Origin of the sequence: Kribbella pittospori, assembly GCF_004331465.1 — a bacterium.
GTDB classification, from domain to species: Bacteria; Actinomycetota; Actinomycetes; order Propionibacteriales; family Kribbellaceae; genus Kribbella; species Kribbella pittospori.
Genome location: NZ_SJKB01000001.1, coordinates 452,187 through 474,595, shown reverse-complemented (window position 1 = coordinate 474,595; position 22,409 = coordinate 452,187). Strand labels below are relative to the sequence as shown.

The window sequence follows — 22,409 nt, the reverse complement described above, 5'->3', positions numbered from 1 at the left end:
TTGGCGACCCACGGACACGCGCCTCCCCAACTGGACGGAGCCGGGCTCAGGGCAGACCCGTCTCGCTCTCACCGACAGAAAGCCCCGTTTTCCGTCTGCCGGAACGACCCCGTGACCGGGCACACCCGGTGCGTCATCGCGCCGACCGACAGCCGTGAACCCTACCAGTCGAGACCGGCCCTGGAGGAGTCCGTTCCGGCGATCGATGAGTTAAGAAATCCCGCCGACCGCCGGCACCCAGGACAACGACCCTCGCTGCCTGCGGATACGCCGGATCGGCAGAGTGTCCGATCACCGGAAACACCTCGTCCCCGGCCCGCCGAGCGGACCGGGGACGACCTGGTGGAACGTTCGCTGAGCGAAACCTCAGCCGACGCGAACCGCGACCACGTCAGCAGTCACGGTGATCTGACCGCCACCCGCGGAGCTGCCGTCGTCGTTGTAGCCGAACCCGAAGACCTCGACCTTCGTCGCCTCGGCAACCTTCACGACCTTCACGGTCGAACCGGTCAGCTCACGGTCGTTGGCCGGCGAGATCTCGGCACCCAGGATCGTGCCGAAGTCGTCACCGAACGCCGTGTCCGAAGCGCCCACGCGCAGCGCCAGCTGCGGCCGGGTGCCGGCGACGCCGGCCTCCGTGCGCGCGAAGAACGCCGACGCGTTCAGCAGCCACTTGCCCGGCTGCAGCGTGATCTCGCCGACCTTCGTCTTCTGCGTCTTGAACGAGCCGCCGATGTTCGCGATCACCTTCGGGCCGAGGGTGTCCGAGACACCTTCCTTGCCGAGTACGTCGGTCGCCGGGTCGCCCGGCTTACCAGCAGGTCCCGCAGGTCCTGCAGGGCCGGCCGGACCAGCGGGCCCGGCCGGGCCCTGGCTGCCGTTCTTGGCGATCTTCTGTCGCAGGTCCCATCCGAGTTTCGACTCCGCGATCGTGTTGTCGTGGATGTCGCCACCCCAGACGCCGCCGTTGATGATCTGGGCCGAGCCGACGCTGTTGGCCGGTACGGTCGACGCGGCGGTGGCCGACGGAATCACTGCGACCCCGACCAGCGCGGCCGTGAGCACCGCGGGTGCGGCGTAACGGCGTACGTGGCGGTTCTGCACGAGTTTCCGGACACGGCTGTTCTGCACGTGCTGAGACATGTATTCCCCTCCAGTTGTCCCCGAGCCCCCTCGGGATCCACGAGCAACTTACTGGTCTGGAGCGGAATCCGTAAGATAACGGACCGTAAAGAATTCGGGTGGGCGAAGAGGGGATCGAACCCCCGACATCTTCCTTGTAAGGGAAGCGCTCTACCGCTGAGCTATCCGCCCGGTGTGGATCAAACGACCGGCGCAGTCTACCCGAGGTCGTGGCCCAGAGTTGCCAGCGCCCGGGCGTAATCGTCGAGGTTGCGGGCCTCCGGGATCGGGTTCACCACCGACCACCGGACGATCCCTGCCTGGTCCACCACGAACGTGCCACGCAGAGCACATCCGCGCTCGGCATCGAAGACCCCGTACGACGAGGCGATCGCGCCGTGCGGCCAGAAGTCGGTGAGCAGACCGAACTCGAGCTTCTGGGCGTCGGCGTACGCCCGCAGCGTGAACATCGGGTCGCACGAGATCGCCAGGAACTCCGCCGCCGCCAGCAGGTCCGGCCGGTCACGCAGCGCAGCCAACTCGCTCGTGCAGACCCCGCTGAAGGCGTACGGATAGAAGACCAGTACGACGTCGCTCCGGCCGGCATAGTCGCTCAGCCGGACCTGTTCGCCGTGCTGGTTGCGGGCTGTGAAGTCCGGTGCCCGGCTGCCGGCGGCAGGGGTCACCGTCGCGTCATCCCCGACGGCCGGATTTCGGCACCACGAGCTTGGTGGCCGACCAGTCGTCGGTCACGCTCAGGGTGCTGGTGGTGGACAGCCCGGCGACCGGAGCCGCCTCGGCGATGTCACTGGTCTCGACGTAGCCGTCGCGGCCGACCTTCGGCGTCAGCAGCCAAACGACACCGCCGGCCTTCAGGTCGGTCAGGATGTCGAAGAACGCGTCGACCAGGTCGCCGTCCTCCTCGCGGAACCAGAGCAGTACGACGTCCACGACCTCGTCGCTGTCCTCGTCGACGAACTGCTCCCCGGTGATCGCTTTGATCGCGTCGCGGAACTCGTCGTCGCAGTCCTCGTCGTACCCGATCTCCTGCACGACCCAGCCGGCCTCCAGGCCGAGCCGGGACGCCATGTTCGGCACACCGCTGTTGCCGTCCGCGTGGTCCGCGGTCGCGCTCACGTGTCCTCCTCCGTGGTCCCCGCTTGCCCGGGGGTAGGCGTCAGTAGCGATAGTCCATCGTGACGTACCGCGTCGCGCAAGTATGCACGAGGGTTCCGTGACGTGTCCGGTATCCGCGTGGCGGGTACAGTCCGTGTCCGCTCAGATCACGCGTGCACGACCGGAATCAGGCCCCTGTGGAAGGCAAAGTAGAACGCATTCCGAACAGGTGACAGGATTGCGGTGAAGACAACCAGAGAGAACGGCAGGACACCGTGGCTTCCGGACACGAACCACCAGCCATCATCACCGAGGGGATGCCCACCCAGCTCCCCGACATCGACCCCGACGAGACACGTGAGTGGGTCGAATCGCTCGACGCGGTCCTGGACGAACGGGGCAAGGCGCGAGCACGCTACCTCATGCTCAAGCTGATCGAGCGGGCCCGGGAGCGACAGGTGGGGGTGCCCGCCCTGCGGAGCACCGACTACATCAACTCGATCCCGCCCGAGCGGGAGCCGTGGTTCCCCGGCGACGAGCACATCGAGCGCCGGATCCGGGCCTTCATCCGCTGGAACGCCGCGGTGATGGTGAGCAAGGCCAACCGCAAGGGCCTCGAGGTCGGCGGCCACATCGCCACCTACCAGTCCGCGGCGAGCCTGTACGAGGTCGGTTTCAACCACTTCTTCCGCGGCAAGGACCACCCCGGCGGCGGTGACCAGATCTTCATCCAGGGCCACGCCTCCCCCGGGATGTACGCGCGCGCCTTCCTCGAGGGCCGGTTGAGCGCCGACCAGCTGGACGGCTTCCGCCAGGAGGTCTCCCGCGGTCCGCACAACGGACTGTCGTCGTACCCGCACCCGCGGTTGATGCCGGACTTCTGGGAGTTCCCGACCGTCTCGATGGGGCTGGCCGCGCTGAACTCGATCTACCAGGCCCGCTTCAACCGGTACCTGCACCACCGCGGCATCAAGGACACCAGCCAGCAGCACGTCTGGACCTTCCTCGGTGACGGCGAGATGGGTGAGCCGGAGTCCCTCGGCGCGATCGGCCTGGCCGCCCGCGAGGAGCTGGACAACCTCACCTTCGTGATCAACTGCAACCTGCAGCAGCTGGACGGACCGGTCCGCGGCAACGGCAAGGTCATCCAGGAGCTGGAGGCGTTCTTCCGCGGCGCCGGCTGGAACGTGATCAAGGTGATCTGGGGCCGCGAGTGGGACGCGCTGCTGGCGCAGGACCACGACGGCGCGCTGGTGAACAAGATGAACACCACGCCGGACGGCCAGTTCCAGACCTACTCGGTCGAGTCCGGTGAGTACATCCGGAACAACTTCTTCGGCGGCGACCAGCGGCTGCAGCAGATGGTCAGCAAGCTGTCCGACGACGACCTGCGCAAGCTGCCCCGCGGCGGTCACGACTACCGCAAGGTGTACGCCGCGTTCAAGAGCGCCACCGAGCACGTCGGCCAGCCGACGGTGATCCTGGCCCAGACCATCAAGGGCTGGACGATCGAGGCGCTGGAGGGCCGCAACGCGACCCACCAGATGAAGAAGCTGACCTCGGACGACCTGAAGGCGTTCCGCGACCGGCTCTACCTGCCGATCGAGGACAAGGACCTCGAGGACGCATACAACCCGCCGTACTTCCACCCCGGCACCGACTCGCCGGAGTACCAGTACATGATGGAGCGCCGCAAGCAGCTCGGCGGCTCGCTGCCGCAGCGGCGGGTGGCGCCGAAGACCTCGCTGAAGCTGCCGGCCGACGACGTGTACAAGCCGCTCAGCAAGGGCAACAACGCCCCCATCGCCACCACGATGGCGCTGGTCCGGCTGTTCCGGGACCTGATGAAGGACCCGGAGATCGGGCACCGGATCGTCCCGATCGCCCCGGACGAGTACCGCACGTTCGGCATGGACTCGATGTTCCCGACGGCCAAGATCTACTCGCCGCACGGGCAGAACTACGAGGCCGTCGACCGCAACCTGCTGCTGTCGTGGAAGGAGTCCGAGCAGGGCCAGCTGCTGCACGAGGGCATCAGCGAGGCCGGTGCGATGGGCTCGGTGATCGCGGCCGGTACGGCGTACGCGACGCACGGCGAACCGATGATCCCGTTCTACATCTTCTACTCGATGTTCGGGTTCCAGCGGACCGGCGACTTCCAGTGGGCGTTCGGCGACCAGCTCGGCCGGGGCTTCCTGATCGGCGCGACGGCCGGGCGTACGACGCTGACCGGTGAGGGACTGCAGCACGCGGACGGCCACTCGCCGCTGCTCGCCTCGACCAACCCGGCGGCGGTGCACTACGACCCGGGCTTCGCCTACGAGGTCGCGCACATCGTCAAGGACGGCCTGCGCCGGATGTACGGCTACGGCCTGGACAAGGACAAGCCGTTCGGTGAGGACGTCTTCTACTACCTCACCGTGTACAACGAGCCGGTCCCGCAGCCGGCCGAGCCGGAGAACCTCGACGTCGCGGCGCTGCTGAAGGGCATCTACCGCTTCCACGAGTACGAGACGGCCGAGGGCGACGACGTACCGCGGGTGCAACTGCTCGCGTCCGGTGTCGCGCTGCCGTGGGTGCGCAAGGCCCAGGACATCCTGGCCGAGCAGTACTCCGTGGCCGCCGACATCTGGTCGGTGACGTCGTGGAACGAACTGCGCCGGGACGCCGTCGCCGCCGAGGAGCACAACCTGCTCCACCCGGAGGAGCCGGAGCGGGTGCCGTTCATCACCGAGCAGTTGAAGGACACCAAGGGCCCGGTGGTCGCGGTCAGCGACTACATGCGCGCGGTGCAGGACCAGATCTCCCGCTGGGTCCCGAACGACTACACCTCGCTCGGCACCGACGGCTGGGGTCTGGCCGACACCCGGGCCGCGGCCCGGCGCCACTTCCAGGTGGACGCCGAGTCGATCGTCGTGGCCGCACTGGAGATCCTGGCCAAGCGGGGCGACGTGAAGCCGGAGGTCGCGGCCGAGGCAGCCCGCAAGTACCGGATCGACGACCCGACCGCGGTCGCCGGCGTGAAGCAAGAAGGTGCCGGCGCCTGACGTCCGACAAGCCGCCCCTTCCGTAATTCACGGAAGGGGCGGTTCTTGTTGTCCTACCCTCGGAGCCATGCCTGAACTGATCGAGCCGACCGTCGACCTCCGTGACTCCTGGCTGGAGTCGTCCCGCGAGTGGGGCACCGCGTCCCAGGACGGCGCCGGGGTGTGGGAGGCCGGCGATCTGACCACGGTCGAGGGTTTCGCCGAGTGGGTCGAACGGCTGCGCCGGCAGAGCGACGAGTCCCACGAACTCCCGCCCGACCGGGTGCACGCGACGTACCTGTGGATCGTTGAGGATGGCAACTACCTCGGTGCGATCTCGTTGCGCCACGCACTGAACGCCAAACTGCTGGAGGGCGGCGGTCACATCGGGTACGGCGTCCGGCCGTCGGCCCGTGGTCGCGGTCTGGCCGCGTGGGCGCTGGGCCAGGTGCTCGAGGTGGCCCGAGCACGCGGGATGGACAAGGTGCTGATCACCTGCGACGAGGACAACATCGCGTCGGCGAAGTCGATCGAGCGCAACGGCGGGGAACTGGAGGACATCCGCGAGACCTGGCTCGGCCTCACCCGCCGCTACTGGATCAAGCTCTGACCCGTACGACAAACGTCGTACGTCCGCCGTCCGGAGAGTTGCGTATTCCGTCCGACGCGGCGGACGGGGTCCGATCCCTAGCGTCAGTGACATGACTGGCGCAAGCGTTGCTCTTCTCGCGGGGACGGTGTCCACCATCCTCTTCGCGTCGAGCGTCCTGCCGATGGTGATCAAGGCGCTCCGGACCCGCGACCTCGAGTCGTACAGCCCGGCGAACCTCGTCCTGGCCAATGTCGGCAACGCCGTCCACAGCATCTACGTGGTGCACCTGCCGGCCGGGCCGATCTGGGCCCTGCACGGCTTCTACGTCGTGACGTCCGCGCTGATGCTGCTGTGGTGGCTGCGCTTCCGCCCGCTTCGGCGCGGTGTCGTCCCGACAGCGTCGTTGGAGAACGAGCGGAGCCTCGCATGAACAGCAGCATCGAAACAGTCGTCATCGGCGCCGGCCAGGCCGGCCTCTCGACCGGGTACCACCTGCAGAAACTCGGCCGGTCCTTCGTCATCCTGGACGGCAACGCCCGGGTCGGTGACCAGTGGCGGGCGCAGTGGGACACCCTGAAGCTCTACACACCGACCAAGTACGACGGCCTGCCCGGACTCCCGTTCCCGGGTGAGCCCTGGCACTATCCGGGCAAGGACGAGGTCGCCGACTACCTCGAGTCGTACGCCGCACACTTCTCGTTGCCGATCCGCAGCGGCGTCCGGGTGGACCGGCTCGAACGGCACGACGGCCGCTGGACCGTGGTCATCGGCGACGAGCAGATCCTGGCCGACAACGTCGTCGTCGCGACCGGCACCTTCGGCCGTACGCCGAGCCTGCCGGACTTCGCTGTCGACCTGGATCCGGCGATCCGGCAACTGCACTCCAGCGAGTACCGCCGGCCGGGCCAACTGAAGCCCGGACCGGTTCTGGTGGTCGGCGGATCACACTCGGGCACCGACATCGCGTACGAGGTCGCGCAGACACACCGGACCACTCTGGTCGGACGCGACCCCGGTCAGCTCCCGGTCAAGCCGGGCCAACCCGGTGAGCGGCTGTTCTGGCCGGTCTTCCTGTTCGTCGGGCGGCACCTGGTCACCCGCCGGTTGCCGAACTCCGACGCGATCATGCAGCACGGTCGCTTCCACGGAGGTCCGATGATCCGGGTCAAGCGCGCCGACCTGCTCGAGCGAGGGGTCGAGCGGGTCCACGACCGGGTCACCGGTGTCCAGGACGGGCTGCCGGTGCTGGGTGACGGCCGGGTGCTGAACGTGGCGAACGTGGTCTGGTCCACCGGCTTCCGGCAGGTCTTCGACTGGATCGACGCACCGATCATCGGCGCCGACGGCTGGCCACGCGAGCTGCGCGGGGTCGCCGCGGACGCACCCGGCCTGTTCTTCTGCGGTCTGTGCTTCCAGTACGCCTTCGCCTCGATGACGCTGCCGGGCGTCGGGCGGGACGCGGCGTACCTGGCCAAGCGGATCGCGGCCCGAGCCCGGACGGACCGGAGTCTTGCCGCCGCATGATCCGAGGGTCCATCCTCGCGGGGAGGGGACAGCGATGGGCATAGTCGAGGATCTGGAGCGCGCCCGGGCGGCGTTCGACCGGCGGGACTGGGCGACGGCGTACGACCGGCTGTCGTCCGCCACCGACCTGGGCGCCGGCGACCTGCTCACGCTGGCCACCGCCGCGTACCTGGTCGGGGACGACGACGCCTGTGTCCGCTCGCTGCAGCGCGGTTACCGGCGGGAAGTTGACGACGGCAACATCCTGGGCGCGGTCCGGGCCGCCTTCTGGCTGGCGCTGGTGCTGAACACCCGCGGTGAGGTCGCGATCGGCACCGGCTGGGCCGCGCGGGCGGAGCGGCTGCTCGCGGACCAGGGCGACGTGGTCGAGCGCGGTTACCTGCTCGTGCACGACTTCTACCGCCGGCTCGAGCAGGGCGACCTGGCCGGAGCGTTGCGCGTCGGCGGCGAGATCACCGAGGTGGCCCGCAGATTCGGCGATGCCGATCTGCTCGCCCAGGGCCTCGTCTGCCAGGGCCGGATGCTGATGTACTCCGGTCGCGTGCCGGAGGGACTGGCCCTGCTCGACGAAGCGATGGTCGGTGTCGCGGCCGGTGAGCTGTCGCCGATCTTCGCGGGCAACACGTACTGCGCGATGATCGAGGGTTGTCAGGAGGTGCAGGACTACTCCCGCGCGGCCGCCTGGACGGCTGCTCTGACCCGGTGGTGCGACACCCAGCCGGATCTGGTGCCGTTCACCGGCCAGTGCGCCGTACACCGGGGTCAGATCCTGCGGTTGCACGGCGCCTACGGCGAGGCGGTGCAGGAGTTCGACGACGCGTGCCGGCGCTATGCGGCGTCGGGTTCCCAGGCGGCGGCCGGACTCGCCCTGAGCGAGCGTGGTGACGTCCACCGGATCCGCGGCGATCTGGCCGCGGCGGAGAGCTCGTACGACGAGGCGGCCGGATTCGGCTACGACCCTCAGCCCGGCCGGGCGCTGCTGCTGCTCGCCCGTGGCCGCACCCCCGCGGCAGTCGCAACGGTACGGCGGTTGCTCGCGGAAACGATGGGGCCGGTGTTCCGATCGCGTCTGCTGGCACCAGCCGTCGAGGTGCTGGTGGCCGGTGGAGCCGTCGACGAGGCCGAGTCGGCCGCCAAGGAACTGGCCGGCATCGCCGCCGGTTTCGGGTGTGCCGGGTTGCGTGCGGCAGCGGCGTACTCGCTGGCCCTGGTGGCGTTGGAGCGGGGTGACCCGGATCAGGCGCTGCCGCAGGCCCGGGAGGCGTTGCGGTTGTGGAGCACGCTTCAGGCACCGTACGAGATCGCACGGACGAAGATGCTGATCGGCCGGTCGTTCCGGCTCCTCGACGACGAGGAGTCGGCCCTCACGGAGCTGACCGCTGCGCACCGCAGTCTTGACGAGCTCGGCACGGTCCCGGCGCGGCAGGAGGTCGAGAGGTTGCTGCACCGCGACGGCGCGGGCGGTCTGACTGCCCGCGAGATCGAGGTACTGCGTCTGGTCGCAGCAGGGCGCAGCAACGCGGAGATCGCGCAACAGTTGGTGCTCAGCGACAAGACGGTCGCGCGGCATCTGACCAACATCTTCACCAAGCTCGACGTACCGTCCCGGACCGCCGCGGCGGCGTACGCCCGCGATCACGACCTGCTCTGAAAGGTTCTCCGGAGGGAGCCTGTTCACTCCCGCGGGTGAGGTCTTGGGAGTGCCTCCAGCAGGATGCTCGAGAGCGTGAAGCAAACAACCGAGCGACCTGTTCCTCGCTGGGCGTACGGCCTGGCGCATGCGATCCCGTTCATGACCCTGCCGTCCGGGCTGTGGCGTCTCGGTCTGGTCGCCGGCTCGTCGATGGGGATGCTCGACGACTCCGGCCAGCCGGCCCACCTGCATGGCTTCGGGGAGCACCTGTACGTCGTCTGCCTGACCATCTTCGCCGAGGGAGTCGCGCTGATCACCTTCGGTCTGGTCAAGCGGTGGGGCGAGGTCGCGCCGGCCTGGATCCCGTTCATCGGCGGTCGCCGGGTCGCGCCGTACGCCGCGATCATCCCGGCGATCCTCGGCGGGCTCTCACTGATCGCGATCTGGACGTACGGCTTCCGGGATGTGTTCAGCGACAGCTTCATCCCGTTCGGCAGCACGGGCGCGGCCGTGCTGATGATCATCTGTTACGCGCCGTTGCAGCTGTGGGGTCCGTCGGTCCTGCTCCTGACCTGGGCGTACTACCGCCGCCGTCGTCAGGTCAGCGCGCCCGCGGCCTTGGTTTCAGCGCGATAGCCGGCAACGCCGGGGCCGGCAGCGGATCGCCGTCGTACCCCGGCACCATCGGGAAGCGGTCGTTGCCGCCGGCACCGATTGCGGCCTGCCAGGCGTCCCGGGCGGCGACGATCTCCTCGTGCGAGCGGCCGATGAAGTTCCACCACATCACGAGTTGCTCCTCGAACGGCTCGCCGCCGAGCAGCAGGAACCGAACACCGTTGTCGGAGGCAACCACATCGACGGACTCCCGGCCGGCGCCGACGTAGACCATCTCGCCGAAGCCGGGCGTCAGGTCCCCGACCGTGAGCGATCCGTCCACGATCAGTACGGCGTACTCGTTGGAAGGCGTGAGCGGCAGGGTCAGCGTCCGACCGGGCTCGACAGTGACGTCAGCGCCGACGAGCGGGGTGTACGCCGGGGCCGGCGAGGTGACGCCGGCGACGGTGCCGACCATCACTGTGACCCGGGCGCCGTCGAGCTCGAGCTCGGGGAGGTCGGCGTACGCGTTGAATGCTGCCGGCGTCGTACTCCGCACGGAGTCGGGCAGAGCAACCCACAGTTGGGCGCCGTGCAGGGTCGGCGGCGCGGTCGGCGTCGACACCTCGGAGTGTGCGATGCCGTTGCCGGCGGTCATGATGTTGAGCTCACCGGGCCGGACGTACGCGTGCGATCCGACGCTGTCGCGGTGCTCGATCTCCCCCTCGAACAGCCAGCTGACCGTCTGCAGGCTCGTGTGCGGATGCGGCGGGACCAGCATCCCCCGCTCCCCCGGTACGCCGTACGAGTCGACCCGGCGGGTGGTGATGTCGTCAGGCCCGTAGTGATCCACGAAGCACCACGCACCCACCATCCGGCGGTTCTTGTTCGGCAGCAGTCGCCGTACCTTCGTCGACCGCCCCAGCACGACCTCACGCCCCTCGAGCAACTCGACAACAGGCCCCTCGCCATCCCCGGTCGAGACCACCTCCGCCGGGTCCTTCTCCAGATCGCTCATACCCAGCAATCTACGCCGCACCGCGGTGGTTCAGGAGTGAGTCCAGTCGAGCAGGGTGGGCTGGTCCCAGGTGTTGATGACGCGGTCGGCGGGGACGCCGCATTCTTCGGCGCGTTCGCAGCCGTAGGGTTGCCAGTCGAGTTGGCCGGGGGCGTGGGCGTCGGTGTCGACGGAGAAGACGCAGTCCATCTCGACCGCGAGGGTCAGGAGGCGTTTGGGTGGGTCGAGGCGTTCGGGGCGGGAGTTGATCTCGACCGCCGTACCGAACTGACGGCAGGCCTCGAAGACCACCTCGGCGTCGAACTCGGACTCCGGCCGGGTGCCGCGGCCGCCGGTGACCAGGCGGCCGGTGCAGTGGCCGAGGATGTCGACGTGCGGGTTCGCGACCGCGCGGACCATCCGCTCGGTCATCGGCTCGGACGCCATCCGCAGCTTGGAGTGCACGCTCGCGACGACCACGTCGAGCCGGGCCAGGATCTCGCTGTCGCAGTCCAGTGAGCCGTCCTCGTTGATGTCCACCTCGATCCCGTTCAGGATCGTGAACCCGTCCAGCTCGTCCTTCAGCTTCTTGTTGAGCTCGGCAACGACCTCGATCTGCTCCAGCCGCCGTTCCCGGGACAGTCCGTTGGCGACGGTCAGCCGCGGCGAGTGGTCGGTCAGCGCCATGTACTTGTGCCCGAGGCGGTGCGCCGTACGCGCCATCTCCTCGATCGGACTGCCGCCGTCGGACCACTCCGAGTGCAGGTGCAGGTCCGCCTTCAACTCCGCACGCAGCGCCCGACCAGCCGTCGTCAGGTCGCCGGCCGCCTCCTCGAGCTTCACCAGGTACGACGGAGTGGCGCCATCCATCGCCTCCAGGATCACGGCCTCGGTCTTCGGCCCGATACCGGCCAACTCGGTCAGCGTGCCGGCCCGGCGACGAGCGCGGACCTCGGTGGGTGGCAGCGCGGCGATCGTGTCCGCCGCCCGCCGATACGCCTTGACCCGATGGGTCGGCTGCTGGTCGCGCTCCAGGTAGTACCCGATCGCCCGCAGCGCCGCGACCGCATCCGCCACACCCGCGTTGTCCGTCATGTGCCCATCATGCCGAACAGCTGAGAGCTATGGTCTGGACGTGGCTAAGCGGGCGACCAAGGCGCATCTCGCGCGGGCTGATCGGTTGCAGAATCAGACCGGCGCGCTCGCCACCGCGGCGATGGCGGCGATGGACGAGCAGTTGCCGTGGTTCGGCACGCTGTCGGCACAGGACCGGTCGTGGATCGGGCTGGTCGCCCAGTCCGGCATCACGGCGTTCGTCGACTGGTTCCGCGATCCCGAGGCGCACCCCTCGATGCCGACGCGGATCTTCGGTTCCGCACCACGTGAGTTCACCCGGGTGATCTCGCTGCACCAGACCGTCGACCTCGTCCGGACCACGATCGAGATGATCGAGACCACCATCGGCGATCTACTGCCGCCCGACGACGTACCGGTGGTCCGCGAGGCGATGCAGCGCTACGCCCGCGAGGTCGCGTTCGCGGCCGCCACCGTCTACGCCCAGGCCGCGGAACTGCGCGGCGCCTGGGACGACCGCCTGGAGGCGCTGGTCGTCGACGCCGTGATCCGCGGCGAGGCCGACGACTCGGTCCGCTCCCGCGCCTCCGCCCTCGGCTGGACCGGGTCGTCCGGTACATCGGGATCCGCCGAGATCGCCGTGGTCGTCGGCCGCGCTCCGGCCAGCGAGGGAAACGCCAACGTCGCCGACGCGGTCCGGTACGCCGCGCGCGAGGCCGGCGCTGACGCTCTGTGTGCGATGCAGGGCGACCGCCTCGTGGTGGTACTCGGTGGTACGAGCAAACCTGTGGAGATCGTACAAAGGCTGGCTCACTGGTTCGGACCCGGACCGATCGTCGTGGGGCCGGTCGTGAAAGACCTGATGGCGGCCGTCACGTCGGCCCGCGCGGCCGTCGCCGGACTGCGCGCGGCGCCCGCCTGGCCGGCCGCGCCACGCCCGGTCCTGGCCGACGAACTGCTCCCCGAACGGTCACTCTCCGGAGACGGCCATGCCCGCCGGCAACTGGCCACCGACGTCTACGGCCCGCTCACAGTGGGGGATGGCGTACTCCTCGACACCGTTTCGACATACCTCGACTCGGGTGGTTCGATCGAGGCGACCGCCCGAGCGATGTTCATCCACGCCAATACCGTCCGGTATCGGCTGAAGCGTGTGGCGGAGCTCACGGGCTACCACCCGCTGAACCCGCGAGACGCTTTCACACTTCGTGTCGCACTGGCCTTGGGCCGCCTGCTCAATCCCGAGCCGGGAAGCTACGTTTTGTAGGATCCCTACAAAGTCGGCCCGGTAGAATTCGTGCCCCTTCCAGGGGCACGGGCGGCCTGGCTCAGGGAGAGTTGTCACGTGCTCGTCATCGTCGCGCCCGGTCAGGGTGCCCAGACCCCAGGTTTCCTCGAGCCGTGGCTGGCCGATCCGGTGTTCGAGAGCCGGCTCCATTGGCTCTCCGCGGTGGCCGGCCTCGACCTCGGCCACTACGGCACGCAGGCCGACGCGGACACGATCCGGGACACCGCGATCGCGCAGCCGCTGCTGGTCGCGTCCAGCCTGCTGGCGGCGCTGGCCGTGTTCCCGCACCCGGCCGACGCCTTCACCAAGGTCGGCGCCGTCGCCGGGCACAGTGTCGGCGAGATCGCGGCCGCGGCCGGCACCGGCGTACTCACGGCCGAGCAGGCGATGGTCCTGGTCCGCGAGCGCGGCAAGGCAATGGCCGCTGCCGCGGCCCAGACCGCGACCTCGATGACCGCCGTCCTGGGTGGCGACCGCGACGAGGTCCTGGCCAAGCTGGCCGAGCACGGCCTGACCCCCGCGAACGACAACGGCCCCGGCCAGATCGTCGCCGCCGGCACGGTCGAGGAGCTCGCGGCGCTGGCCGCGGACCCGCCCGCGAAGACCCGGCTGATCCCGCTGTCGGTGGCCGGCGCGTTCCACACCAAGCACATGGAGCCCGCGGTCCACACCCTGGCCGGGTACGCGACCGCGATCAGCACCCACGATCCGCGCACCCGCCTGATCTCGAACCGCGACGGCCAGGTCGTGCACGACGGCCAGGACGTCCTGCGCCGGCTCGTCACCCAGGTGAACGCGCCGGTCCGCTGGGACCTGTGCATGCAGACGATGGCCGACCTCGAGGTGACCGGCATCCTGGAGCTGCCGCCGGCCGGCACGCTGACCGGGATCGCGAGGCGGGCGCTGAAGGGCGTCGAGACGTTCGCTCTGAAGACGCCGGACCAGCTCGACGACGCCCGCGCGTTCGTCGACAAGCACGGCAGCCCGTCCGAGATCGACGCGTCTCCGACCTGGCGGCTGTTGGTCGCGCCAATGAAGGGCACCTTCACCCGCACCGAGCAAGAACGCCGGGAGTCAGGTGACACGGTCGAGGCCGGCGAGGTGGTCGCCAAGGTGAAGAGCCTCCGCGACGAGCTCGAGGTCAAGGCCCCGCACGGCGGCATCGTGGTCGAGTGGCTCGTCGAGGAAGGCGACCCGGTCGCCCCCGGGCAGCCGCTGGTCCGCCTCCACCCGAACGGAGCGACTTCATGACCACGATCACTGCGTCGACAGGTTCGACGTACGCCGGTGTTCTCGGTATCGGGTCGTACCGGCCGCGCCGCGTCGTACCGAACTCCGAGATCCTGGAGCAGATCGACTCCAGTGACGAGTGGATCCAGACCCGGTCCGGCATCAAGGAACGCCGCTGGGCCAGCGACGACGAGACCGTCCTGATGATGTCGGTCAACGCCGCCAAGGACGCCCTGAAGGACTCCGGGATCGACCCGGCCCAGATCGGCTGCGTCATCGTCGCGACCGTCACGCACCTGTACCAGACCCCGGCGATCGCGACCCAGATCGCGGTCGAGGTGGGCGCGCCGACCGCGGCCGCGTTCGACATCTCCGCCGCCTGCGCGGGCTTCTGTTACGGCATCGCGATGGCCAACGACATGGTCCGCGGCGGCAGCGCGAAGTACGTGCTGGCGATCGGGGTCGAGCGACTCAGCGACATCACCGACCGGACCGACCGCAGTACGGCGTTCATCTTCGCCGACGGAGCGGGTGCGGCGATCGTCGGGCCGACCGACGAGCCCGGTATCGGCCCGGTGGTGTGGGGTTCCGACGGCACCCAGCACCAGGTGATCAGCCAGAAGGAGTCGTGGCAGGAGGCGGCCGGCAGCTACCAGTGGCCGCATCTGACGATGGACGGCAACCCGGTGTTCCGCTGGGCGTCGTTCGAGATGGCCAAGACCGCGCAGCAGGCGCTCGACGTGGCCGGCGTGCAGGCCGAGGACCTCGACCTGTTCGTGCCGCACCAGGCGAACATGCGGATCACCGACGCGATGCGCCGGGCACTGAAGCTGCCCGCGCACGTGAAGGTTGCCCGCGACATCGAACGGCAGGGCAACACCTCGGCCGCCTCGATCCCGCTGGCGATCACCGCAATGCGCGAGTCCGGCGAGGCCAAGAGCGGCGACCTCGCGCTCGTCATCGGCTTCGGCGCCGGCCTGGTGTACGCCGCCCAGGTCATCCGGGTGCCGTAGGACCCCATAGTTGTCCGGGGCGGCTCAGGTGGCCGGCCCGGCTGAAGTAGCCCAAGCAGATCCGAAAGGGAAACCGAGAAGATGGCCAGCACCGAAGAGATCCGTTCCAACCTCGCCGAGATCGTGAACGAGATCGCCGGCATCCCGGTCGAGGACGTCCAGCTGGACAAGTCCTTCACCGACGACCTCGACGTCGACTCGCTCTCCATGGTGGAGGTCGTGGTGGCCGCCGAGGAGAAGTTCGACGTCAAGATCCCCGACGACGAGGTGAAGAACCTCAAGACCGTCGGCGACGCGGTCGCGTTCATCGAGCGCGCCCAGAACGGCTGACCACCCGCCGTTCCCGTGTGCTGGCCGGTGCTCATCGGACCACCCGTCCGATGAGCACCACGCACCGGCACCGCACCACCCACCCCTCGCTCCTGTCCCCCAGATCTCGCAAAGGATGAGGTAAAGATGTCGAAGACCCGAGTCGTGATCACCGGGCTCGGAGCCACCACCCCGCTCGGCGGCGACGTGCCCAGCACCTGGGAAGGCCTGCTGGCCGGTCGCTCCGGCGCCCGGCGGCTGACCGACGACTGGGTGCAGAACCTTGCGGTCCAGATCGCCGCTCCGGCCGCGGTCGAGCCGACCGAGGTGCTCGAGCGGGTGAAGGCCCGACGCCTGGACCGGAACGCCCAGCTGGCCGTGGTCGCCGCCCGGCAGGCCTGGGCCGACGCCGGCCTGGAGGACTCCGGGCTGGACAAGGAGCGGCTCGGGGTCGCGGTCGCGTCCGGCATCGGCGGCCTGCACACCACGCTGTCGAACTACGACGCGCTGAAGAACAACCCGCGCCGGGTGTCGCCGCTGGCGATCCCGATGCTGATGCCGAACTCGTCCGCGGCGTACGTGAGCCTGGAGTTCGGCGCCAAGGCCGGCGTACACACCCCGGTCTCGGCCTGTGCCTCCGGCAACGAAGCGATCGCGCTCGGCCTGGACCAGATCCGGCTCGGCCGAGCCGACGTCGTCCTGGCCGGTGGCACCGAGGGCGCGATCATGGCCCTGCCGCTGGCGGCGTTCGGGCAGATGATGGCGCTGAGCAAGCGCAACGACGAGCCCGAGAAGGCCTCCCGTCCGTGGGACGTCGACCGGGACGGATTCCTGCTCGGCGAGGGCGCCGGGGTCCTGGTGCTGGAGTCGTACGAGCACGCCAAGGCGCGGGGCGCCAAGATCTACGCCGAGCTGGCCGGCGCGGGCATCTCCGCCGACGGTCACGACATCGCGCAGCCCGACCCGACCGGGTCCGGTGCGCGACGGGCGATGGAGCGGGCACTGGTCGAGGGCGATCTGACCCCGGCCGACATCTTCCACATCAACGCGCACGCCACCTCGACCCCGCAAGGCGACATCGCGGAATCGCTGGCGATCCGGTTGGCGCTCGGCAAGGACGCCGACCACGCGGTGGCGACCGCGCCGAAGTCGATGATCGGTCACCTGCTCGGCGCGGCCGGTGCGGTCGAGTCGATCGCGACCGTACTCGCGCTGCACCACCGCTTGGTGCCGCCGACCATCAACGTGGACAAGCTCGACGACCAGATCGAGCTGGACGTCGCGACGGAACAGCGCAAGCTGGCTGACGGGGACCTCGCGGCGCTGAACAACTCGTTCGGCTTCGGTGGTCACAACGCCGCCATCGCCTTCAAGACGGTCTAACAGCCGCCAGTCGCCCGGCGGACGGTACGCCGTACGCCGGGCGACGCCGCAGTTTCCTTCTCACCCCGGAGGACCTATGACCACCGCCCCCGTAGTACCCAAGCCCGTCAAGCTGCCCCGCGAGCAGGACCCGCGCAACCCGGTCACCCGACTGACCGCTCTGCTCGACCCCGGCAGCCTGGAGCTGATCACGCCGGACAACCTGTCCGGGATGGTCGCGGCGCGTGGGACCGTCGAGGGCGCAACGGTGATCGCCTTCTGCTCAGACGCCACTGTGATGGGTGGCGCGATGGGCGACGAGGGCTGTGACGTCGTGGTCCGGGCGTATGAGGTCGCCCGGCAGGAGCAGGTGCCGATCATCGGCCTGTGGCACTCCGGCGGCGCCCGGCTGGCCGAGGGCGTGCTCAGCCTGCACGCGGTCGGGAAGATCTTCTACGCGATGACACAGGCGTCGGGGAAGATCCCGCAGATCTCTGTCGTCCTCGGTCCGGCCGCGGGCGGAGCGGCGTACGGGCCGGCACTGACCGACATCGTCATCCTCGGTCCGGAGGGCCGGATCTTCGTGACCGGGCCGGACGTGGTCCGCTCGGTCACAGGTGAGGACGTGGACATGCTCCGCCTCGGCGGACCCGAGCCGCACGGCCGACGGTCCGGCGTCGTCCACATCACCACCGACTCCGAGGCCGCGGCGATCGAGCGAGCCCGCCGGGTCACCGACCTGCTCGCGAAGCAGGGCACGGTGGCGACCGACGTACCCGACACCGACCTGTCCGGGTTGCTGCCGGAGTCGGCCAAGCGCGCGTACGACGTCCATCCGCTGGTCGGAGGGGTGCTCGACGAGGACTCCTCGGTCGAACTGCACCAGCGGTGGGCGCCGAACATCGTCACCACGCTCGGCCGGCTCGGCGGTCGCACTGTCGGCGTGATCGCGAACAACCCGCTCCGGCTGGGTGGTTGCCTCGACGCGCTATCGGCGGAGAAGGCATCCCGGTTCGTCCGGATGTGCGACGCGTTCGGAGTACCGCTCGTGGTCCTGGTCGACGTGCCCGGGTACCTGCCCGGTGTCGGTCAGGAGTGGGACGGCGTCGTACGGCGTGGTGCGAAGCTCCTGCACGCGTTCGCGGAGGCCGTCGTACCGCGGGTGACGCTGGTGACCCGGAAGACGTACGGCGGCGCCTACATCGCGATGAACGCGCGGTCGCTGGGTGCCACCCGGGTGTTCGCCTGGCCGCGCGCGGAGGTGGCCGTGATGGGCGCGGTCGCCGCGATCCGAGTCCTGCACCGACGCAAGCTCGCCGAGGTCGACCCTGAACTCCGTCCTCAGGTCGAGGCCGAGCTCGCCGCCGAACACGAGAAGCTGGCCGGAGGTATCGACCGCGCCCGCGAGATCGGCGTCGTCGACGAGGTCGTCGACCCCGCCAAGACCCGCACCGCCCTGGCCACCGCGATCGCGGACGCCGAGGCCAGTGGCCGCACCCGCGGTGCCCACGGCAACATCCCCCTCTAGGACGCACAAAGGGCGCGAACCCTGAGGTTCGCGCCCTTCACGTGGTGCGGCCGCTGTTGTTCGACAACCGGGGGTGTCCCGACACCCGGTGGCCCAGCGGCCACGGCCCCTCCCACCCTGGTGAGATGTCTGATGCTCAGTCTCATGCAAAAGTTCGGGGAAGTCGCTGCCCGTCATGGCTTTCTTCTGAAGTTCTCAGGTTCCGTTCAGACGACTTGATGCAGCCATCGCACCGGTGCACCGTCGCCGGCGTACCGGAAGGGCTCGAGCTCGTCGTCCCAGGGGCGACCCAGCAAGCGTTCGACCTCCTCGGTCAGGTCGGCTTCACCGCTGGCGGCCTTCAGCATCGCGGCCTTCAGCCGCTCCTCCGGCACCATGATGTCGCCGTGGACACCGGTCGTCGCGTGGAAGACCCCGAGGTCGGGCGTGAACGAGTACCGCTCGCCCTCGACGCCGTTGCTCGGCTCCTCGGTCACCTCGAACCGGAGCTTCTGCCATCCGCGCAGCGCGGACGCCAGCTTGGCCGCCGTCCCCGCCTCGGCCTGCCAGGACAGCTCGGCCCGATAGGTGCCTTGAGCTGCGGGCTGCGGCGTCCAGTCAAGTTTCACAGGCACGCCGAGTACGCCGCCCGCGGCCCACTCGACATGCGGGCACAACGCTGACGGCACCGTGTGGACGTAAAGAACGCCACGAGTCGTCGCCACCGGGACCTCCTGTGCTCGAGGGGCGCCTTCCCCAGCGTTCTCGAACAGCTACGTCGTTCCCGGTGGAACTCTGCGTACATCTTGCACCACCGACCCCACCAACACCAGCAACCTCGCCGTGTCAACTACATCACGGCCGTGTCGCGCTTCTGGTCGGGGTTACGGGAACCGCGAGGCCAGGGCGATACAGGCGCCGGCGGCGGCCAGGGTGAAGAGCATGGCGATACCGGCGAAGCGGGCGGTGACTTCCTTGTCCACCTCGTCGTACCCGACCGAGGAGCCGATGTCCTTGTAGACGTCCTCGAGCTCGCCCGCGGACTCCGCGGTGTAGGCCTCGCCGCCGCTGATCTCGGCGACGCTGCGCAGCTCGGCGCGGTCCGGTGGCACCCGCTGGCGGATGCCGTCCATCTCGATGAAGCCCGAGTCGGTGCCGAAGCAGATCGTGTAGACCGGCGTGTTCTTCGCCTTCGCGGCCTGCGCGCCCTCCTGTGCCGTCCGGCCGACTGTCCGCTTCCCGTCGGACAGCAGCACGATCCGGGCCGGGGCGGGATCGTTCGGGTGGTCAGGGTCCGGCGGGACCTGGGTCAGCGCCTGCAGCGAGGTGAAGATGCCCTCACCGGTCGCCGTCGACTCGGCCAGCTCCAGGCCGTCGACGGAGCGCAGTACGGTCGCGCGGTCGGTGGTCGGCGGCACGATGATGGATGCCGTACCGGCGAAGTTGACCAAGGCCACGTTGAACTTGCCCGGCAACTGGTTGATGAAGTTCTTCGCCGACTTCTTCGCCGCCTCCAGCCGGTTCGGCTCGATGTCGGTGGCCATCATCGACAGCGACACGTCGATCGCGACCACGATGGTGGCTCGTTCGCGCGGGACCTTGACCTTGTCCTTGGGCTGCGCGAACGCCACGATGCACGACAGCGCGGACAGCAGCGCGAGGCCCACGGCCAGGTGCCGCCGCCACTGCGGCCGTCTCGGCGCAACCCGGTCCAGCAGGGCGATGTTCGTGAAGCGCAGCGCGTACTGCGACCGGCGGTGCTGCAGGAAGATGTACGCCGCGAGTACGACCGGGATGATGAGCAGGAACCACAGTCTGGCCGGAGACAGGAACTCCATCAGCGAGCCACTCCCTTCGGCGGTTGGTGCAGGCGGGGCGCCACTCTCCGGTAGGCGAGCACGAACCGCACGGTGTCGGCGACCCAGTCCCGGTCGGTCCGCAGGACCAAATGCCCCGCACCTACCCTACGCAAGGCGATCCGGGTTCGTTCCCGTTGCGCGAGTGCCGCCAGCCCGAACGCCTCCCGGACCTTGCGCCGGCGCGTGTCGATCTCCCGCACCTCGCCGGTCTCCGGATCACCGATCGTGACCACGCCGATGTTGGGCAGTTCGAGCTCGCGCGGGTCGACGATCTCCACCGCGAGCACCTGGTGCTGCGCGGTGAGCTTGCGCATCGCGCGCTCCCAGGACGGCTCCAGCCGGCTGTCGACCTCACCGTCCTGAGGAGTCAGGAAGTCGGACACGACCACGCGCAGACCTCGCTTGCGCTGGGTCCGGGCCATCGATTCGAGGGCTGCGGCCAAGTCACTGCGGTGCGCTTCCTGGTCGCCCATCTGCTCGGCCAGCAGCGCCCGGAGCAGGCCGTACAGGGCCAGGCGCCCGGACCGCGCCGGCCAGCGTCGCAGAGAGGAGTCACGCAGCATCAGGCCACCGAAGCGGTCCCCCAGCCGGTGGGTGAGGAACCCGACTGTGGCGACGGCCGCGACTGCGAGCTCCCGCTTCTCCAACTGCGACGTCCCGAAGTCCATCGACCCGGACAGGTCCACCAGGGCCCACGTCTCCAGCTCCCGGTCCGCGATCAGGTCCCGCACGTGCGGGACCGTCGTACGGGCGGTGACGGCCCAGTCCATCCGTCGTACGTCGTCTCCGACCTGGTACTCCCGGGCCTCGGCCAACTCCGTGCCTGGCCCGGGCAGCAGGCCCAGGTGCTCCCCGTGCAGGAACCCCTCGAGGCGCCGTACGACTGTCAACTCCAGCCGTCGGAGCGCACGCTCGGGAGCGAGCTGCGAGATCGTCATCGCAGCCCGCGGATCCGGACGGTTGGCCACTAGACGAACTCCGGGCGGCCGGTGCCGTCGTTGCCGTCGCGCCACACCGGCTGCGGCGGCGGGACGGTGGCCAGGATGCGCTCGATCACGGCGCGCGGGTCGATGTTGTCCGCGACCGCGTCGAAGGTCAGGCCGAGCCGGTGGCCCATCACGTCCAGCGCGACGGTCTGGATGTCGCTCGGCAGCAGGTAGTCGCGACCGTGGATCAGCGCGAGCCCCCGCCCGGCCGCGATCATGCCGAGGGTGGCTCGCGGGCTGACCCCGAGCTCGATGATCGGCTCCAGGTCGGGCAGGTGGAAGTCGGACGGCGTCCGGGTCGCCATCACCAGGCGGACGGCGTACTCCGCGACCAGGTTGTGGACGAAGACCTGCTCCGCGGACCGCTGCAGCTCCAGGATCGTCTCCGGCTTGAGCACCTGCCGCGGCTCCGGCGGGTCGACGCTCATCCGGCGGAGGATCTCGAACTCCTCGTGCCCGCGCGGGTGCGGTACGTCGATCTTGACCAGGAACCGGTCCCGCTGCGCCTCGGGCAGCGGGTAGACGCCCTCGGACTCGATCGGGTTCTGGGTGGCGATGACGATGAACGGCTTCGGCATCGGGAAGGTCTGGCCGCCGATCGACACCTGCCGCTCGGCCATCAGTTCCAGCATCGCGGACTGCACCTTGGCCGGGGCCCGGTTCACCTCGTCTGCGAGCACGAAGTTCACGAACGTCGGGCCGAGTTCGATGTCGAACGCTTCCCGGGTCTGCCGGTAGATCCGGGTGCCGACGATGTCGGACGGGACCAGGTCGGGGGTGAACTGGATCCGGGCGAACGTGCCGCCGACCACCGAGGCGAAGGTCCGCACCGCCAGCGTCTTGGCGACGCCGGGCACGCCCTCGAGCAGGCAATGGCCCTTGGCGAGCAGCGAGACCATCAGCGTCTCGACCATGTGCTCCTGGCCCACGATCACCCGCTTGACCTCGGTGACGGCCTCGCCGATCAGCCGGGACTGCTGGGCCACCGATCCAGCCGGCACAGTGGTTTCGGTCATGCCTGTCCTTCCGGGGTCCGCGCACGGACCTTGGTCATCTCCGCGCCGCGTCGCTGCTGTGGCGCACTCACAACTCCGGCCATTCCATCAGATCCCCGGGTCCGCCGGCCCGACGGCCCACCAGGTCCTTTCCCCATCCTCCCCATCGACCCAAATTCACA

The 22,409-nt window shown here is 69.3% G+C and carries 21 protein-coding genes and 1 tRNA gene; 12 read left to right on the top strand and 10 right to left on the bottom strand.

Annotated features, from left to right (window positions below; genetic code table 11):
- Window positions 1-366: 366 nt before the first annotated feature.
- The 4 genes from E0H73_RS45725 to E0H73_RS02230 all read right to left on the bottom strand — a co-directional run bounded on the left by E0H73_RS45725 (window position 367) and on the right by E0H73_RS02230 (window position 2,259).
- On the bottom strand, window positions 367-1,143 hold the full coding sequence (locus E0H73_RS45725) for a hypothetical protein (protein WP_165555463.1): 777 nt from the start codon (window positions 1,141-1,143) through the stop codon (window positions 367-369).
- A gap of 99 nt (window positions 1,144-1,242) precedes the next feature.
- A tRNA-Val gene (locus E0H73_RS02240) sits at window positions 1,243-1,314 on the bottom strand.
- A gap of 26 nt (window positions 1,315-1,340) precedes the next feature.
- Window positions 1,341-1,808 carry a peroxiredoxin gene (locus E0H73_RS02235; protein ID WP_131350458.1) on the bottom strand — a complete coding sequence of 156 codons (468 nt, stop codon included), beginning with the start codon at window positions 1,806-1,808 and terminating at the stop codon, window positions 1,341-1,343.
- A gap of 7 nt (window positions 1,809-1,815) precedes the next feature.
- On the bottom strand, window positions 1,816-2,259 hold the full coding sequence (locus E0H73_RS02230) for a DUF3052 domain-containing protein (RefSeq protein ID WP_131350456.1): 444 nt from the start codon (window positions 2,257-2,259) through the stop codon (window positions 1,816-1,818).
- 296 nt (window positions 2,260-2,555) lie between these two features.
- On the opposite strand from E0H73_RS02230, the gene aceE reads away from it, so the two are divergent.
- The 6 genes from aceE (at window position 2,556) to E0H73_RS02200 (ending at window position 9,649) form a co-directional block, all read left to right on the top strand.
- Window positions 2,556-5,285, top strand: coding sequence for a pyruvate dehydrogenase (acetyl-transferring), homodimeric type (gene aceE, locus E0H73_RS02225; RefSeq protein ID WP_238163844.1), 2,730 nt, complete (start codon window positions 2,556-2,558; stop codon window positions 5,283-5,285).
- Window positions 5,286-5,352: 67 nt separating this feature from the next.
- A complete protein-coding gene (locus E0H73_RS02220; protein WP_131350452.1) occupies window positions 5,353-5,874 on the top strand; it encodes a GNAT family N-acetyltransferase in 522 nt (173 codons plus the stop codon).
- 91 nt (window positions 5,875-5,965) lie between these two features.
- A complete protein-coding gene (locus E0H73_RS02215) occupies window positions 5,966-6,286 on the top strand; it encodes a hypothetical protein (protein ID WP_131350450.1) in 321 nt (106 codons plus the stop codon).
- Window positions 6,283-7,380 carry a flavin-containing monooxygenase gene (locus E0H73_RS02210; protein ID WP_131350448.1) on the top strand — a complete coding sequence of 366 codons (1,098 nt, stop codon included), beginning with the start codon at window positions 6,283-6,285 and terminating at the stop codon, window positions 7,378-7,380. Before E0H73_RS02215 ends, E0H73_RS02210 begins: the two co-directional genes overlap by 4 nt.
- A 34-nt stretch (window positions 7,381-7,414) precedes the next feature.
- Window positions 7,415-9,031: a helix-turn-helix transcriptional regulator gene (locus E0H73_RS02205; protein ID WP_131350446.1), complete on the top strand. Its 1,617-nt coding sequence runs from the start codon at window positions 7,415-7,417 to the stop codon at window positions 9,029-9,031.
- A 75-nt stretch (window positions 9,032-9,106) separates the two neighbouring features.
- On the top strand, window positions 9,107-9,649 hold the full coding sequence (locus E0H73_RS02200) for a hypothetical protein (RefSeq protein WP_202867169.1): 543 nt from the start codon (window positions 9,107-9,109) through the stop codon (window positions 9,647-9,649).
- On the opposite strand, the gene E0H73_RS02195 is transcribed toward E0H73_RS02200, so the two are convergent.
- A complete protein-coding gene (locus E0H73_RS02195; RefSeq protein ID WP_131350442.1) occupies window positions 9,615-10,625 on the bottom strand; it encodes a pirin family protein in 1,011 nt (336 codons plus the stop codon). The genes E0H73_RS02200 and E0H73_RS02195 overlap by 35 nt on opposite strands.
- Before the next feature lie 30 nt (window positions 10,626-10,655).
- Window positions 10,656-11,699 (bottom strand): PHP domain-containing protein, encoded by a 1,044-nt coding sequence (locus E0H73_RS02190; RefSeq protein WP_131350440.1) that lies wholly within the window; start codon window positions 11,697-11,699, stop codon window positions 10,656-10,658.
- On the opposite strand from E0H73_RS02190, the gene E0H73_RS02185 reads away from it, so the two are divergent.
- From E0H73_RS02185 to E0H73_RS02160, 6 genes are all read left to right on the top strand, one after another.
- Window positions 11,698-12,945 carry a PucR family transcriptional regulator gene (locus tag E0H73_RS02185; RefSeq protein ID WP_131350438.1) on the top strand — a complete coding sequence of 416 codons (1,248 nt, stop codon included), beginning with the start codon at window positions 11,698-11,700 and terminating at the stop codon, window positions 12,943-12,945. The two genes, E0H73_RS02190 and E0H73_RS02185, sit on opposite strands and share 2 nt — an antisense overlap.
- A 78-nt stretch (window positions 12,946-13,023) precedes the next feature.
- Entirely contained in the window at window positions 13,024-14,217 is a 1,194-nt protein-coding gene (locus tag E0H73_RS02180) for an ACP S-malonyltransferase (protein WP_131350436.1), read from the top strand.
- On the top strand, window positions 14,214-15,209 hold the full coding sequence (locus tag E0H73_RS02175; RefSeq protein WP_131350434.1) for a beta-ketoacyl-ACP synthase III: 996 nt from the start codon (window positions 14,214-14,216) through the stop codon (window positions 15,207-15,209). The genes E0H73_RS02180 and E0H73_RS02175 overlap by 4 nt, the downstream gene beginning before the upstream one ends.
- Before the next feature lie 81 nt (window positions 15,210-15,290).
- Window positions 15,291-15,539 carry an acyl carrier protein gene (locus E0H73_RS02170; RefSeq protein WP_130446978.1) on the top strand — a complete coding sequence of 83 codons (249 nt, stop codon included), beginning with the start codon at window positions 15,291-15,293 and terminating at the stop codon, window positions 15,537-15,539.
- A 126-nt stretch (window positions 15,540-15,665) separates the two neighbouring features.
- The gene (gene fabF / locus E0H73_RS02165) at window positions 15,666-16,901 is read left to right on the top strand and encodes a beta-ketoacyl-ACP synthase II (RefSeq protein ID WP_131350432.1); all 1,236 of its coding nucleotides are present in this window, start codon (window positions 15,666-15,668) and stop codon (window positions 16,899-16,901) included.
- A gap of 76 nt (window positions 16,902-16,977) precedes the next feature.
- A complete protein-coding gene (locus tag E0H73_RS02160) occupies window positions 16,978-18,408 on the top strand; it encodes an acyl-CoA carboxylase subunit beta (protein ID WP_131350430.1) in 1,431 nt (476 codons plus the stop codon).
- Between the two features lie 206 nt (window positions 18,409-18,614).
- Here E0H73_RS02160 and E0H73_RS02155 read toward each other — a convergent pair whose 3' ends face one another.
- The 4 genes from E0H73_RS02155 to E0H73_RS02140 form a co-directional block, all read right to left on the bottom strand.
- Complete coding sequence (locus E0H73_RS02155; protein ID WP_131350428.1) at window positions 18,615-19,112, bottom strand: DUF3145 domain-containing protein; 498 nt, start codon at window positions 19,110-19,112, stop codon at window positions 18,615-18,617.
- Window positions 19,113-19,271: 159 nt separating this feature from the next.
- A complete protein-coding gene (locus E0H73_RS02150; protein ID WP_131350426.1) occupies window positions 19,272-20,225 on the bottom strand; it encodes a VWA domain-containing protein in 954 nt (317 codons plus the stop codon).
- Window positions 20,225-21,184, bottom strand: a complete 960-nt coding sequence (locus E0H73_RS02145; RefSeq protein ID WP_131350424.1) for a DUF58 domain-containing protein — start codon at window positions 21,182-21,184, stop codon at window positions 20,225-20,227. The genes E0H73_RS02150 and E0H73_RS02145 overlap by 1 nt, the downstream gene beginning before the upstream one ends.
- A 29-nt stretch (window positions 21,185-21,213) precedes the next feature.
- Complete coding sequence (locus tag E0H73_RS02140; protein ID WP_131350422.1) at window positions 21,214-22,248, bottom strand: AAA family ATPase; 1,035 nt, start codon at window positions 22,246-22,248, stop codon at window positions 21,214-21,216.
- Window positions 22,249-22,409 lie beyond the last annotated feature (161 nt).

What these genes read in the sequence shown, in the direction of transcription:
- E0H73_RS45725 (WP_165555463.1), bottom strand. Translation starts at nt 1,143, where the DNA reads ATGTCTCAGCACGTGCAGAACAGCCGTGTCCGGAAACTCGTGCAGAAC.
- aceE (WP_238163844.1), top strand. Translation starts at nt 2,556, where the DNA reads ATGCCCACCCAGCTCCCCGACATCGACCCCGACGAGACACGTGAGTGG.
- E0H73_RS02220 (WP_131350452.1), top strand. Translation starts at nt 5,353, where the DNA reads ATGCCTGAACTGATCGAGCCGACCGTCGACCTCCGTGACTCCTGGCTG.
- E0H73_RS02215 (WP_131350450.1), top strand. Translation starts at nt 5,966, where the DNA reads ATGACTGGCGCAAGCGTTGCTCTTCTCGCGGGGACGGTGTCCACCATC.
- E0H73_RS02210 (WP_131350448.1), top strand. Translation starts at nt 6,283, where the DNA reads ATGAACAGCAGCATCGAAACAGTCGTCATCGGCGCCGGCCAGGCCGGC.
- E0H73_RS02205 (WP_131350446.1), top strand. Translation starts at nt 7,415, where the DNA reads ATGGGCATAGTCGAGGATCTGGAGCGCGCCCGGGCGGCGTTCGACCGG.
- E0H73_RS02195 (WP_131350442.1), bottom strand. Translation starts at nt 10,625, where the DNA reads ATGAGCGATCTGGAGAAGGACCCGGCGGAGGTGGTCTCGACCGGGGAT.
- E0H73_RS02185 (WP_131350438.1), top strand. Translation starts at nt 11,698, where the DNA reads ATGTGCCCATCATGCCGAACAGCTGAGAGCTATGGTCTGGACGTGGCT.
- E0H73_RS02190 (WP_131350440.1), bottom strand. Translation starts at nt 11,699, where the DNA reads ATGACGGACAACGCGGGTGTGGCGGATGCGGTCGCGGCGCTGCGGGCG.
- E0H73_RS02175 (WP_131350434.1), top strand. Translation starts at nt 14,214, where the DNA reads ATGACCACGATCACTGCGTCGACAGGTTCGACGTACGCCGGTGTTCTC.
- E0H73_RS02170 (WP_130446978.1), top strand. Translation starts at nt 15,291, where the DNA reads ATGGCCAGCACCGAAGAGATCCGTTCCAACCTCGCCGAGATCGTGAAC.
- fabF (WP_131350432.1), top strand. Translation starts at nt 15,666, where the DNA reads ATGTCGAAGACCCGAGTCGTGATCACCGGGCTCGGAGCCACCACCCCG.
- E0H73_RS02160 (WP_131350430.1), top strand. Translation starts at nt 16,978, where the DNA reads ATGACCACCGCCCCCGTAGTACCCAAGCCCGTCAAGCTGCCCCGCGAG.
- E0H73_RS02150 (WP_131350426.1), bottom strand. Translation starts at nt 20,225, where the DNA reads ATGGAGTTCCTGTCTCCGGCCAGACTGTGGTTCCTGCTCATCATCCCG.
- E0H73_RS02145 (WP_131350424.1), bottom strand. Translation starts at nt 21,184, where the DNA reads ATGACGATCTCGCAGCTCGCTCCCGAGCGTGCGCTCCGACGGCTGGAG.
- E0H73_RS02140 (WP_131350422.1), bottom strand. Translation starts at nt 22,248, where the DNA reads ATGACCGAAACCACTGTGCCGGCTGGATCGGTGGCCCAGCAGTCCCGG.